The organism is Lacticaseibacillus manihotivorans DSM 13343 = JCM 12514 (assembly GCF_001435035.1).
Taxonomy (GTDB): Bacteria; Bacillota; Bacilli; order Lactobacillales; family Lactobacillaceae; genus Lacticaseibacillus; species Lacticaseibacillus manihotivorans.
This window is the reverse complement of record NZ_AZEU01000009.1, coordinates 19,793-32,934: the sequence shown is the minus strand read 5'-3', so window position 1 is coordinate 32,934 and position 13,142 is coordinate 19,793. Positions and strand designations below refer to the sequence as shown.

Annotated in this window: 13 protein-coding genes and 2 pseudogenes; 14 read left to right on the top strand and 1 reads right to left on the bottom strand. The window is 49.0% G+C overall.

Annotated features, from left to right (window positions below; all coding sequences use genetic code 11):
• Positions 1-483: 483 nt before the first annotated feature.
• Entirely contained in the window at positions 484-597 is a 114-nt protein-coding gene (locus FD01_RS15935; RefSeq protein WP_125707189.1) for a DUF4044 domain-containing protein, read from the bottom strand.
• A 128-nt stretch (positions 598-725) separates the two neighbouring features.
• Here FD01_RS15935 and FD01_RS00525 point away from each other — a divergent pair, with 128 nt between their 5' ends.
• From FD01_RS00525 to FD01_RS00465, 14 genes and pseudogenes are all read left to right on the top strand, one after another.
• Complete coding sequence (locus tag FD01_RS00525; RefSeq protein ID WP_056962246.1) at positions 726-1,055, top strand: hypothetical protein; 330 nt, start codon at positions 726-728, stop codon at positions 1,053-1,055.
• A gap of 171 nt (positions 1,056-1,226) precedes the next feature.
• Positions 1,227-1,658, top strand: a complete 432-nt coding sequence (gene mraZ, locus FD01_RS00520; RefSeq protein ID WP_056962245.1) for a division/cell wall cluster transcriptional repressor MraZ — start codon at positions 1,227-1,229, stop codon at positions 1,656-1,658.
• 2 nt (positions 1,659-1,660) lie between these two features.
• Positions 1,661-2,608 carry a 16S rRNA (cytosine(1402)-N(4))-methyltransferase RsmH gene (gene rsmH, locus FD01_RS00515; RefSeq protein WP_054715395.1) on the top strand — a complete coding sequence of 316 codons (948 nt, stop codon included), beginning with the start codon at positions 1,661-1,663 and terminating at the stop codon, positions 2,606-2,608.
• Between the two features lie 3 nt (positions 2,609-2,611).
• Positions 2,612-2,995 (top strand): cell division protein FtsL, encoded by a 384-nt coding sequence (gene ftsL, locus FD01_RS15610; RefSeq protein WP_082611631.1) that lies wholly within the window; start codon positions 2,612-2,614, stop codon positions 2,993-2,995.
• Positions 2,995-5,154: a penicillin-binding protein gene (locus FD01_RS00505; RefSeq protein ID WP_056962244.1), complete on the top strand. Its 2,160-nt coding sequence runs from the start codon at positions 2,995-2,997 to the stop codon at positions 5,152-5,154. The genes ftsL and FD01_RS00505 overlap by 1 nt, the downstream gene beginning before the upstream one ends.
• A gap of 73 nt (positions 5,155-5,227) precedes the next feature.
• Complete coding sequence (gene mraY, locus FD01_RS00500) at positions 5,228-6,193, top strand: phospho-N-acetylmuramoyl-pentapeptide-transferase (protein WP_056962243.1); 966 nt, start codon at positions 5,228-5,230, stop codon at positions 6,191-6,193.
• Positions 6,194-6,208: 15 nt separating this feature from the next.
• On the top strand, positions 6,209-7,573 hold the full coding sequence (murD, locus tag FD01_RS00495; RefSeq protein ID WP_054715399.1) for a UDP-N-acetylmuramoyl-L-alanine--D-glutamate ligase: 1,365 nt from the start codon (positions 6,209-6,211) through the stop codon (positions 7,571-7,573).
• Positions 7,574-7,575: 2 nt separating this feature from the next.
• Positions 7,576-8,664 (top strand): undecaprenyldiphospho-muramoylpentapeptide beta-N-acetylglucosaminyltransferase, encoded by a 1,089-nt coding sequence (gene murG, locus FD01_RS00490; protein ID WP_056962242.1) that lies wholly within the window; start codon positions 7,576-7,578, stop codon positions 8,662-8,664.
• Between the two features lie 15 nt (positions 8,665-8,679).
• Positions 8,680-9,495, top strand: a complete 816-nt coding sequence (locus FD01_RS00485; protein WP_056962241.1) for a cell division protein FtsQ/DivIB — start codon at positions 8,680-8,682, stop codon at positions 9,493-9,495.
• 119 nt (positions 9,496-9,614) lie between these two features.
• Positions 9,615-10,916: a cell division protein FtsA gene (ftsA, locus tag FD01_RS00480; RefSeq protein WP_056962240.1), complete on the top strand. Its 1,302-nt coding sequence runs from the start codon at positions 9,615-9,617 to the stop codon at positions 10,914-10,916.
• 20 nt (positions 10,917-10,936) lie between these two features.
• Positions 10,937-11,888: pseudogene (ftsZ, locus tag FD01_RS00475) on the top strand (cell division protein FtsZ); the annotation flags it as partial.
• Positions 11,889-11,950: 62 nt separating this feature from the next.
• Positions 11,951-12,160 (top strand): annotated as a pseudogene (locus FD01_RS16920) (cell division protein FtsZ); the annotation flags it as partial.
• Between the two features lie 218 nt (positions 12,161-12,378).
• On the top strand, positions 12,379-12,843 hold the full coding sequence (locus FD01_RS00470) for a cell division protein SepF (RefSeq protein ID WP_056962238.1): 465 nt from the start codon (positions 12,379-12,381) through the stop codon (positions 12,841-12,843).
• A gap of 10 nt (positions 12,844-12,853) precedes the next feature.
• The gene (locus FD01_RS00465) at positions 12,854-13,138 is read left to right on the top strand and encodes a YggT family protein (RefSeq protein ID WP_225436233.1); all 285 of its coding nucleotides are present in this window, start codon (positions 12,854-12,856) and stop codon (positions 13,136-13,138) included.
• The last annotated feature ends 4 nt before the right edge of the window (positions 13,139-13,142 follow it).

The following is a 13,142-nucleotide window of genomic DNA, read 5'->3' as shown; positions in this document are numbered from 1 at the left end:
TCAGACCGGCCAGATGCGATTTCATGTCCCAAATACCGAGGTGAATAATCCAGGTTAATATTTGTATCTGTAATTCCAAGCAATTTGCGTGTACTCTCTAATTGAGACATCTATTCCTACCTCGTTTATCTTTTGGTTTGGTCGCTTAAAGCATAACACTGGAGGGAGTAGGTGTTTTGTGTTATCTAAAAAGGCCTAAAACTTCCAGCGTTGAAGTACTCTTCAACACCAAAAATTTTAGACCCTTTTTTCTCTGCCATGATTGGTCTGAGCAATTTTTGACGCAATCTGGGGTGAGTGCAAACGCCTGTGGTCAGCGTTGTGCGTAAGTGCGGTCGTAGCCGCTATTTGAAACTGGGACGGACTCTCACCACGTAAAGGCGAGCCAGCTGGAGTCCCAGTTTCGAATCTACCACCACAACGCAAAAAACTCCCGCATGGTTTTGTGCACCATGCGGGAGTTTGAATTTGGCCAAGTGCGACTTAGCCGAATGCTGCCACTGAGCCGAGGATCGCCCCAAGGATAGTGACGATGAGCATAGCCCAAGCGGCAATATGAGTAATCCACCAGAATTTTGTCCGCGTTTTTTTCATCATAGCACCTCCTTTGAACGGTTTATATGTTTTATAGTGTACCTGTTTCTTAAGTTGGCGGCAAATCATTTTGAGATGCTTTTTTTGTCAGGCAAGATTAGGTATGATAAATAAAAAAAGGAGGTGCCAGGATGCTGTCGATTTTGGCCATTGGATTGCCGATTCTGTTTTGGATCATTTTGCTGGTGATCATCGGCAAGTTCAACTATCGTCATAATCTTTTGTTTTGGGTGATGATCGTGGTGAACTTTTTAGCGATTTGGCAGTTGACCCAATTACATGCTGGCACTTATTTGTGGGCGTGCTTTCTCGCTTCGATCGTCGCGGCGATTTTAGTGGTGATGTTGCTGATCATCAATGAGCATGACGTGTTTTTACGCCGATATACCCATCTGCTGGCCCGTGTCGAGGTGATCGCTACCACATGTTGGTGGATCGCGGCGATTTTCTTTCAAAAATAGGGAAAATTCCCCACTTTTGTGAACCATGCTGAGCCCTTGCAACCACTGAGTTGTGAGGGCTTTTTTGTTACAATTGTTAAGAATCACACACGAGCGGGGGGAATGTGGGGTTGATTGTGGTGGAACGTGGGGGAATGTGGTAGACTTAACTCAACGTTGGGAGGTGATCCCATGCTCATGGGCGAGTTTCATCACAGCATCGATGCCAAAGGCCGGTTGATCGTGCCAGCGAAATTTCGCGAAGCCCTCAACCCTTCTTTTGTGTTGACCCGGGGCATGGATGGTTGCTTATTCGGCTACCCGCAAGCCGAGTGGCAAAAACTGCAAGAAAAATTGACAGCTTTGCCACTGACGAAAAAAAGTGCGCGGACGTTTTCACGGATGTTGTTGTCAGGTGCTGCTGAATGCGAGCTCGATAAACAAGGCCGCATCAACCTCCCGAACAACTTGATTCAACACGCGGCTTTAGATAAAGAATGTGTGTTGATCGGCGTCTCCAACCGCATCGAAATCTGGTCAGCTGCGCGTTGGCAACAATATGCTGATGATGCTGAAGATGATTTCGATGAGTTGTCTGAAAACTTGATCGACTTTGGGTTATAACTATGACTGAATTTAAACATGAAACAGTACTACTAAAAGAAGCCGCCGCCAACTTGAACGTTCAACCAAATGGCACCTATGTGGATGCGACGTTAGGCCGAGCAGGCCACACCAAAGAGATCTTAAGCCAAATGGATGGTGGGGTGTTATATGCGTTCGACCAAGATCAACAAGCCATCGACGCGGTGACCAAAGCGTTGGATCCAATGCCTGAGAATTTGCATTTGATCCACACCAACTTTCGCAACTTGCAAGAAGCTTTGACAGAACGCGGCGTCACCGGGGTCGACGGGGTGTTATATGACTTGGGCGTGTCATCGCCGCAGTTTGATGATTCCAAGCGCGGTTTTTCTTATCGCTTTGATGCGCCGCTTGATATGCGCATGGATCAAAGTCAAACCTTAACCGCCAAAATCGTCATCAATGACTGGTCATTCAATGACTTGGTGCGGATCTTTAATCGGTATGGTGAGGAAAAATTCGCCAAATCCATTGCCCGCCAAATCGAACAAGCCCGCGCTGATCACACCATCGAAACCACTTTTGAATTGGTGGAATTGATCAAACAAGGCATCCCAGCTAAAGCGCGTCGAACTGGCGGCCATCCTGCGAAGCGCGTCTTTCAAGCCGTGCGCATCGCCGTTAACGATGAGCTCGGTGCCTTAGAAGCGAGCCTTGAACAAGCGGTCAGCTTACTTAATCCTGGCGGACGCATCAGCGTGATCACCTTCCAATCGTTAGAAGATCGCTTAGTCAAAGCGATGTTTAAAGAATTGACCACGATCAAAGACGTGCCGCATGATTTGCCCGTGATCCCTGACAGTATGCAACCAGATTTTTGCTTGGTATCGCGCAAGCCGATTTTACCAGGTGCTGAAGAACTCGAACATAACCACCGCGCGCACAGTGCCAAGTTGCGCGTCTTGGAAAAATTAGTTAAGGAGGTGTAGCTCATGCAAGAAAGTACCGCAAGACAATTAGATCCGGTAGTCGTTGAGCCGTTGCAACAACCCCAAACGACACCAAAACCAGCCCCACAAGTGCAAGCTGCACCGAGTCCGTCCAAGCGGTTTTCACCTTTTGAACGGGTGTTAAGCGGCATCTGTGGGTTAGCCGCATGTGCGTTGTGCTTATTGTTTTTAAACGCGCAAACGCAACTGGATGCCAATAATCGTACATATCAAGACGTGCAAACCAAAATCGCGACGCAAAATCAGTCGGTAACTGATTTAAAACAATCGGTTGGGGAGCTGTCTAACTCTAGTCGACTCAGTTCTTATGCCAAGGCACATGGCCTGACGGTGATCGAAGCAAATATTAAGCGTGTGAACAAGTAATGGCAAAAAAATCTTCCAAACGACAGACGAATGCGATCCATCCAACCAAGAATCGGCGCAAGTTCGGCATCTTTTTGATGGCGCTTGCGGCGCTCGGGTTGGTCGCATTCGCCTGTCGTTTTGTGTACATTGCAGCCGGCGGGAAAGTCGATTCGGCAAACCTTTCTGCCTACCGCAAGAAAGTCGTGGCCAAATCCACAGTCCTAAAAGCCAAGCGCGGCTCGATTTTTGATCGCGATGGTGGGGTGATCGCTGAAGATTCCAATACCTACACGATTTACGCGATCCTCGATCACAATTATGTTGATGGCGACAAGAAATTATATGTGCAAGACAAAGATAAAACGGCAACCGAACTGGCGAAGTACTTGCCCCTTTCCAAAGCCAAAATTTTAAGCATTTTAACGCCTGCTAAAGCCCAATTTCAAGTGGAATTCGGCACAGCCGGGACGAAATTGAGTTTAGCCACCAAACAAGCGATTCAAAAAGCCAAACTCCCTGGGATCAACTTCACCGATTCGCCTTCAAGGCTTTATCCTAATGGCGTGTTTGCCAGTCATGTGATCGGCTTGGCGCAACCGCAAACCAACGCCAAATCCACTGATCAGCTCGTCGGCGTCTTAGGGCTGGAAAAACAATTCAACTCAATTTTAAAAGGCACCAACGGTTATCGCACGTCACAAACGGATGCTTATGGCTATCAATTGCCAGAATCCAAAGTGAAAACCAAAGCCGCTGTTGATGGCGGATCGGTTTATACCACGATTGATGCCAGCTTGCAAAGTTATTTGGAAACCTTAATGACCAGCGTGGCCACCAAATATCAACCAAAATCTTTGTTGGCCGTGTTGATGAATCCTAAAACTGGTGAAGTGTTGGCGGCTTCTCAGCGGCCAACGTTTGATCCGTCGACTGGTGAAGGCTTATCCAGCATGTGGCGCGACATCTTAGTTGAGGATAATTATGAACCCGGTTCGGTCATGAAGATCTTCACCTTAGCCGCCGCCATTCAAACTGGTAACTATCACCCGAATAACTATTACAAATCTGGTTCGGTGAAAGTCGCCGATACCACCATCAAAGACTGGGATACTTCAGGATGGGGGACCATTCCATTGAGTCAAGCCTTCCCAAGATCTTCTAACGTCGGCATGGTCAAAATCGAGCAAACCATGGGTGCGACAGTATTTTCAGAATATCTTCGTAAATTCGGGTTTGGGCAACAAACTGGGATCGCCTTACCAGGTGAAACCAGCGGGACTTTTGATTTTGGCAATTACTTAGATTCCGCGATGGCCAGTTTCGGCCAGTCGATCGATGTCAATGCGATGCAGTTGATGCAAGCTGCCACGGCAGTTGCCAATGGCGGCGACATGGTGCAACCGCGGATCGTGTCTAAAATCGTCAACAAAAAAGGCAAAACTACTAGTTACGGTCGGCGCGTGCTCAGCAAACCGATTTCAAAATCGACGGCCCAACAAGTGATCGCCGCGATGCGTCAAGTAGTCAATGCCTCATATGGGACTGGCTCAGCTTATAAAATGAGCGGTGTTGATCTCGCGGTTAAAACTGGGACGGCGCAAATTGCCGGGACCACTGGCGGCTACCTCACCGGGGACTCGAACTATATTTTCTCCGTGATGGGGATGGCGCCAGCGTCTAATCCGAAATATGTGTTATACATTGCGATGAAGCAACCGCAGAAAATGACGGAACCAGCGGAATCGATCATGGCCCAAATTTTTAGGCCGATGATGACGCGAGCTTTAGCCTTAGACGGTAGTACCAATACCACCGCGACGACTGATGAAACCATCAGTGTGCCAAGTGTGACCAACAATGCATTGGCCACCGCGCAACAAAAGCTCACCAATGCCGATTTTTCGGCGGCAGTCGTGGGCACTGGGACCAAAGTGGTGCAACAGTTACCGACTGCTGGTGGCAATGCGTTGAAAGGGTCGCATGTGGTGTTATTGACCAATGGTGCCATGACCATGCCGAACGTCTCTGGCTGGTCGAAATCTGATGTGTTAAAATTAGCCCAGTTGACTGGGAAAACTTTCAAGTTGGTGGGCTCAGGTTACGCCACGGCGCAAAGCTTGAAAGCCGGGTCGCTGTTAGGCTCAGCCAAAGTGACGATCCAGTTTGCACAGCAATAAGCGGCAATTTACAAACTTTGCAGTGCTCAGGCAATTATTTGAAGAAACTTAAATCATTATAAAGGGGCATATCATGCAGTTAGCACAAATGTTGATCCCGATGGTGGCAGCTTTTGCCATCACGGTGATTGTGTTGCCGTTATTTATCGGCTACATGCGATTTAAAAAAGAAGGCCAAATGATCCGCGAAGAAGGCCCGAAATGGCACGCGAAAAAATCCGGTACGCCGACGATGGGTGGGGTCGTGTTCATCATTGCCATCATTATTGCGGCGATCGGTTCTGCGGCTTGGCAACACACTTTGGACATGTCCGTTTATGTGGCGCTGTTCATTTTGTTGTTGTACGGGATCTTAGGGTTCATCGATGATTTCGTGAAGCTCTTCCGTCATCAAAATGAAGGCTTGAAAGCTTGGCAGAAAATGCTAGGCCAAATCATCGGCGCGATCGTGTTGGTGGTCGCTTACTTGCATGACGGCTTCGCCCATGCGATCAGCGTGCCGTTTATCGGGCAGATCAATGCCTTATGGTTCTTTGTGATTTTTGCCATTGTGTGGTTAGTCGGGTTCTCCAATGCGGTGAACTTATCGGATGGCTTGGACGGTTTAGTTGCCGGGCTTTCAACCATCGCTTTTGGGACTTATGCGATTATCGCTGCTCACGACGGTCGGGTAGATGTGTTGATCATTTGCTTGGTGACCATCGGGGCGATGATCGGGTTCTTATTGTTCAACCACAAACCTGCTCAGATCTTTATGGGTGATGTCGGCTCCTTAGCATTAGGTGGGATGCTGGCGACGGTCAGCATTTTACTCGATCGGGAATGGTCGCTACTGTTGATCGGTTTGGTGTTCGTGTGTGAAACCGCCAGCGTCATGATTCAAGTGGCAGTCTTTAAAACCACTGGGCATCGCGTGTTTAAGATGAGCCCAATCCACCATCATTTTGAAATGTTAGGTTGGTCAGAATGGCGCGTGGATATCACGTTTTGGCTTGTTGGTATTATCGCTAGTGCAATTTATCTATTAATTTTCCTTTAGAAAGAAGTCTGGGGCATGTTGGAGATCAAAACGTATCAAAATAAGAAAGTTTTAGTGTTAGGGTTAGGCATGAGTGGCGTCAATGCAGCGCGCTTGTTGAACAAGTTAGGCGCTTTAGTCACGGTTAACGATAAGCAGAAATTCGATGACAACAAACAAGCCCAAGCCTTATTAGCCGATGGCATCAAAGTAATCACCGGGTATCATCCCGTGGAGTTATTGGATGAGAATTTCGAATACATGGTGAAAAACCCTGGGATTCCTTATTCCAATCCCATGGTGCAAAAGGCGCAAAGCTTAGGCATTCCGATCATCACAGAACCGGAATTGGCTTATCAAGTGTCACAATCGCATTGGATCGCCACCACTGGCTCTAACGGCAAAACGACGACCACCACGTTGATCGGCTTGATGCTCAACGAAGCTGGCCACAAAGCTTATGATGCCGGCAACATCGGCATTCCTGCTTCTGCTGTGGCCCAAAAAGCCGGCAAAGATGACACTGTGGTCGCGGAACTTTCCAGCTTCCAACTTTGTGGGATCAAGACTTTGCATCCGCATATCGCAGTATTGACCAATATTTATGAAGCCCATTTGGATTGGCATGGCGATCGGGAACATTACGTCGCTGCGAAGATGCGCATCACCATGAACCAAACCCCAGATGACTATTTCATCATGAACTGGGATCTGCCAGAAATGCATGAATTGGCCAAGCAATCCAAAGCCCAAATCGTGCCATTCTCCCGTAAAAATATCGCCGGCGCCCGTTCTGCTTTAATTGATGGGTGGTTGTGCTTTGATGGCGAACGGATTATGAAAGCAGACGCCATGCAGATTCCAGGCACGCACAACATTGAAAATGCTTTAGCTGCCATTGCTGCCGCGAAATTATCTGGCGTTGACAACGCATCGATTGTCGCTGTGTTGACGCGCTTCACCGGCGTTAAGCACCGCATTCAATATGTCACCACGATCAATGATCGGAAATTCTACAACGATTCCAAAGCCACCAACGTTGAAGCAGCAAGTGTGGCGATCAATGCCTTCACGCAACCGATCGTGTTGTTAGCCGGTGGGTTGGATCGGCATTTGTCGATGGATGATTTGATCCCATTGGTCAAAGCTCATGTCCATGCCATGGTCACATTTGGCGAAACCGCTGAATTAATGAATGCCGTCGCTGAAAAAGCCGGCATCCCTTATCAACAAACTGAAAATGTTAAAACTGCGGTACCATTAGCCTATGCTGCTTCCAAACCAGGCGACATCGTCTTGTTGTCACCTGCCGCAGCGTCATGGGATCAATTCCCGAACTTTGAAATTCGCGGAGATGTCTTTATCGACGCGGTCAATGCTTTAGCTGAAAGCGAGGAATAGTCATGCGCGTGATCGTCTCAGGCGGGGGGACTGGTGGCCACATTTACCCGGCCTTAGCCTTACTTGAACAGCTAAAAAAACGCGACTTGTTGGATGACGTGTTGTACATCGGGACCAAACGTGGTCTGGAAAGGCGCATCGTCCCCAAAGCCGGCATTCCTTTTGACACCATCGAGTTGCAAGGCTTCAAGCGCAGTTTGAGTCTGGACAACATCAAAACCGTTTCGCGCTTTTTAGGCGGCTTGTCCAAAGCCAAACACATTTTGAAAACCTTCAAACCGGATGTAGTGGTGGGCACTGGCGGGTACGTCTCCGCGGCGATTTTATTTGAAGCTGCGCGGTTGCACATTCCCACGGTGATCCACGAACAGAATTCCGTCGCTGGAGTGACCAACAAGTTCTTGTGTCACTTTGTCGATAAAATCGGGACAGTATTTCCGGAAGTGGAAGCGGCTTTCCCAGCTAAAAAAGTCCAGCGCGTCGGCAATCCGCGCGCGCAACAAGTGGCGAACTTGTTGCCTAACGATCGCTTAGCCGACTTTGGGCTTGATCCCAAGCGCCGGACCTTGTTGATTTTTGGCGGCTCACGAGGCGCGCCGATGATCAATCAAGCAGCGGTCAATGCGATTCCCGTGTTTGGCCAAAGCAATTTTCAGACTTTATTTGTCACTGGGCGGCGGCATTTTGACACGATTCAAAAGCAGCTGCCGAGCTTGCCAGATAACGTCAAAGTGGTGCCTTATGTCGATGATATGCCGGCTATTTTGCCAGATATCGCTTTGGTGATCGGGCGCAGCGGGGCGACTTCCATCGCTGAACTGACCGCGTTGGGGATCCCTTCTGTGTTGATCCCCAGTCCAAATGTCACCGGCAACCATCAATTCATTAACGCCCAAAGCTTGAAAAAAGCTGGCGCCGCTTTGGTGGTACCAGAACCGCAACTCGATGACCACTTCGGGCAAATGGTGGCGGATCTGATGCAAGACGATGTGCGGTTGCTTGACATGACCCGTGCGGCCAAAAGCTTAGGTGTGCCAGATGCGTCAGACCGCTTGATCCAATTGATGCAACAAGCGATCAAAGAACACTAGAAAGGTGGTGACACGATGCCGTTTCGGCGAAAATCCAAAGCGCAAGATCCCTTGACGCCTTGGGAAGCTTATCAAGCCAAACAAAAGCATGAAAAAAAAGCGGCATCGCGTCCGCTACCACTGCCGCATCTCAGCCAAACCCGTGCGAGTCGGCGCCGGCGCAATTTGGCCGTGATCTTAACGCCGTTGACTGTGTTATTGTTGGTGGCAATTTATTTCATGACGCCGTTAGCGCGCGTCGGGGATTTAAGTGTGCGCGGTGAGTCGACTTTGCCGGCCCAATCCGTGATCGATGCGTCAAAACTCGGCTCCAGTCAAATGATAATAGACTTGTTGATGCATCGTGACCGGGTGGCGACGCGTGTGAAAAAGACCTTACCGCAAGTCAAAACGCTTAGCGTGTCGGTCAAAGGCTTCAACCAAGTGACCTTGCAGGTTCATGAATATGCGCCGCTTGGTTATGTCCAAAAAAATGGGGAATACCATGTGTTGTTAGCTTCAGGAGTGGTTTTGAAGTCAGCCACCCAAACGCCGAAAAGCACCTATCCGATTTTTACTGGATTTACCCGCAAAGAAGCGTTTGAAGGGGCCAAAACCGTCGCAAGTTTTCCCCAAGCCGTGCGTAAAGCGGTTTCTGAAGTAAAAGCCACGCGCGGTGCCGCGAATCCTTATCAAATCACCCTCAGCATGAGCAATGGGAATTTGGTCGTGGCGGATTCACGCACCGTGGCCAAAAAGATCAAATATTACCCACAGTTATTAGCTGATGTGAAAACAAAGGGGACTGTGGACCTCGAAGTCGGTGCCTTTTTTACCCCATATGCGAAATAAAACCCGCAAAATCTCTAATCTTTATCGTCTATTGATGAGTTGATGGGAGGTTGTGTGGTAAAATCAAAATAGTATTACGTTTTCAATGAGAAAAATTGCAGTCCAGGAGGTTTGCCGTCGTGGGAAATCAAGACATATACGTTGGACTTGATATCGGCACCACCTCGATCAAAGTCATTGTGGCCGAATATATTCAAGGTCAAATGAACATTATTGGGGTCGGCAGTCAACGTTCAGCCGGCTTAAGTCGCGGCGTGATCGTCGATATCGATCAAGCGGTGATGGCGATTCGTCAAGCCGTCAGTCAAGCAGAAGAAAAAGCAAGCATTAAAATCGATTCAGTGGTGGTCGGTGTGCCGGCCAACATGCTTCAAATTGAGTCGGTCAGCGGCATGATCGCAGTGGGCGATGCGTCCAAAGAGATCACCGATGAAGACGTGAAAGCCGTGGCAGCCGCTGCGTTGGTGCGTAATTTACCACCAGAACGCGAAAGCTTGTCACTGACGCCGACCGAATTTATCGTTGATGGCTTTGATGACATTAAAGACCCACGGGGCATGATCGGCGTGCGCCTTGAAATGCGTGGGATCTTGTTCACCGTGCCCAAAACGGTATTACATAATACCAAAAAGGCCTTGAGCAAGGCCGGTTTATCGATTCGTACCGTCGTCATCAACCCCTTAGCGACTGCCCAAGTGGCCTTAAGCGATGGTGAACAAGACTTCGGTACCGTGTTGATCGATATCGGTGGCGGTCAAAGCACTGCGGCGGTGATTCATGATCACAAGCTGAAGTTTACCTCAGTGGATCAAGAAGGCGGGGAGTTTGTCACCAAAGATATTTCGGTGGTGTTGAATTCTGGCTTCAAAGATGCTGAAAAATTGAAACGTGATTATGGCAATGCCGACTCGTTAGCTACCCATGAAGATAACACCTTCCCAGTGACTGTCGTTGGCAAAACTGAGCCAGTGATGATCTCAGAAAAATATTTATCTGAAATCATCGAAGCCCGGTTAGGCCAAATCTTCAAACGGTTGAATGCGGCGCTGCAACAAGCCAGTGCCCTGGATCTGCCTGGTGGCATTGTGATCACTGGGGGGACCACGGCGATTCCTGGGATCACAGAACTCGCACAAGACATTTTCAACCATCAAGTGCGTGTGTTTATCCCAGGTGAAATGGGCTTGCGGCATCCGGCGTTTACCCAAGCGCTGGGATTGATCCAATACGCCGCGCACTTAACGGATATTGATCAGCTGGTGGCCAGCGTTTTGCCAAATGGTGAAGCGCCAATGCCTGTGTCTGATCAAAAACCCGCCGCCAAGCCAACGCCAACGGCTAAACCCGCAGACGCTGAACCTGACACCACCGAAAAGAAGCCGAACGCATTGCGGCGCTTCTTCGGTAATTTCTTCGAATAATTTCCCTAGGAGGAACGACAATGGAATTCTCACTGGATGCACAAAATGATACAGGCGCCGCAATCAAAGTGATTGGCGTTGGTGGCGCTGGCGGTAATGCCGTCAATCGCATGATCGCCGAAGACGTCAAAGGCGTGGAATTTATCGCCGCAAACACCGATGTCCAAGCCCTTTCAAACTCAAATGCTGAAACTAAAATTCAACTCGGCAACAAGTTGACCCGCGGTTTAGGTGCCGGGGCTACCCCTGAAATCGGCCAAAAAGCCGCTGAAGAATCTGAAGAACAGATCCAACAAGCCTTGCAAGGGGCCGATATGATCTTCGTCACTTGCGGCATGGGCGGTGGCACTGGTACTGGGGCTGCCCCAGTCGTGGCCAAAATTGCTAAAGACATGGGTGCGTTGACGGTCGGCGTCGTGACGCGACCATTCACATTTGAAGGCCCACGTCGTGCCAAAAACGCGGCGGAAGGGATCGCCAACTTAAAAGAACATGTTGATACCTTAGTCATCATCGCGAACAACCGGTTGTTAGAAATCGTCGATAAGAAGACGCCGATGATGGAAGCCTTCCATGCTGCCGATAACGTGTTACGTCAAGGGGTGCAAGGGATCTCTGATTTGATCACCAGCCCTGGTTTTGTCAACTTGGACTTTGCGGATGTCAAAACTGTCATGGCCAACCAAGGTTCTGCTTTAATGGGGATCGGGACTGCCAATGGCGAAAACCGCACCATCGAAGCCACCAAGAAGGCTATTTCGTCACCATTGTTAGAAGTCTCCATCGCTGGCGCCAAGCAAGTCTTGCTCAACATCACTGGTGGCCCAGACTTGTCCTTATTTGAAGCCCAAGATGCTTCTGAAATTGTGGCCCAAGCAGCTTCTGGTGATGTCAACATTATCTTCGGGACTTCGATCAACGAAGACCTTGGCGATTCTGTGGTGGTCACTGTGGTTGCCACTGGGATCGATGGCGAATCTGCCAAGCCTCAAGGCCGTGAAGCCCGCAAAGCGGAAACGACCAGTGCCCCGACTAACGCCAAATCAGACGCTGCTGATAGCGCTGATCCTTTTGGTAACTGGGATCTGCGTCGCGAACCGAAACACAACGATCAACCAGCCCCATCCAAAGACTTTGATAATGTCAAGAAGACGGAATTTGATATTTTCGAATCCCAACCAACGCAAAGCCAAGATGATGGTGGCGATGATCAACCACCATTCTTCAAGCGTCGTCGGCAATAGGCCCCAGCGCGTTTTGAAACGAACTTAGCAGGTCAGGTAGCCTAGCATTATTACTTGGACCCGTATTTTGGTCCGAGTGATAATGCGTAGCTAGCTGTGCCTGCGTGGTTTCAAAACGCACTTAGCACCGAGGTGATGACGTCGGTGCGTTACGAGAAGAAACACGCCGCAATCACCAAGAAATCGCATTATATTTTCCACAAAAGGAGGACATGCAGATGGCATTCGACAACTTCGGTAAAAAATTTAATTCATTTTTTGCCATGGATGCAGAAGATGACGACCCAGAAACTGTGGCAACCACTGCACCTCAACCAACACAAGCGGCTCCTCAATCGGCGCCGTCTAAGCCGCAGTTTCGCGGCAATAAGGTCGTGTCTATGAGTAATCCCAATGAGCAAACGGCAAAAATTGTCGTTTATGAACCGCGTATCTACTCTGATGCCAAAGAAATCGGCACCAACTTGTTGAACAACAAGGCGGTCGTGGTGAATTTTGATCGCATTGAAAATGATGCGGCCACGCGCATCGTTGATTTCTTGACTGGGACGGTTTTTGCCATCAATGGTGAGATCCGCCGCGTGGGTGAACAGATCTTCTTGGTCACCCCAGCCAATTTCCAAATCGATGGTGCCTTGGCTGAAAACTTAGGAAATGATTTCGACTTACAAATGACGGAATAGGAGGACTGCCGTGTTAGCTACAGGACTCTATTGGCTTTGGCGGCTGATCGCAACGGTGATCTCCGCTTATAGTTTAGGCATGGCGGTGTATATCGTGATGTCTTGGTTCCCAGATGCTTATGACACCAAATTTGGCCGCTTGTTGACGCGGATCTATCAACCTTATCTCGGCTGGTTTCAACGTTTTATCCCGCCGATTTTAGGGCTTGATCTATCGCCGATCCCAGCGTTTGCCGTAATTTATTTAGTTGAAAAAGCGTTAGACATTATTTTTATTAATCTGATTTATAGGTGACGAA

Bases quoted from the DNA above. Each gene is read 5' to 3' on its own strand.
- rsmH (WP_054715395.1), top strand. From the start codon at position 1,661: ATGACTGAATTTAAACATGAAACAGTACTACTAAAAGAAGCCGCCGCC.
- mraY (WP_056962243.1), top strand. From the start codon at position 5,228: ATGCAGTTAGCACAAATGTTGATCCCGATGGTGGCAGCTTTTGCCATC.
- FD01_RS15935 (WP_125707189.1), bottom strand. From the start codon at position 597: ATGATGAAAAAAACGCGGACAAAATTCTGGTGGATTACTCATATTGCC.
- mraZ (WP_056962245.1), top strand. From the start codon at position 1,227: ATGCTCATGGGCGAGTTTCATCACAGCATCGATGCCAAAGGCCGGTTG.
- FD01_RS00525 (WP_056962246.1), top strand. From the start codon at position 726: ATGCTGTCGATTTTGGCCATTGGATTGCCGATTCTGTTTTGGATCATT.
- ftsL (WP_082611631.1), top strand. From the start codon at position 2,612: ATGCAAGAAAGTACCGCAAGACAATTAGATCCGGTAGTCGTTGAGCCG.
- murG (WP_056962242.1), top strand. From the start codon at position 7,576: ATGCGCGTGATCGTCTCAGGCGGGGGGACTGGTGGCCACATTTACCCG.
- FD01_RS00505 (WP_056962244.1), top strand. From the start codon at position 2,995: ATGGCAAAAAAATCTTCCAAACGACAGACGAATGCGATCCATCCAACC.
- murD (WP_054715399.1), top strand. From the start codon at position 6,209: ATGTTGGAGATCAAAACGTATCAAAATAAGAAAGTTTTAGTGTTAGGG.
- FD01_RS00485 (WP_056962241.1), top strand. From the start codon at position 8,680: ATGCCGTTTCGGCGAAAATCCAAAGCGCAAGATCCCTTGACGCCTTGG.
- FD01_RS00470 (WP_056962238.1), top strand. From the start codon at position 12,379: ATGGCATTCGACAACTTCGGTAAAAAATTTAATTCATTTTTTGCCATG.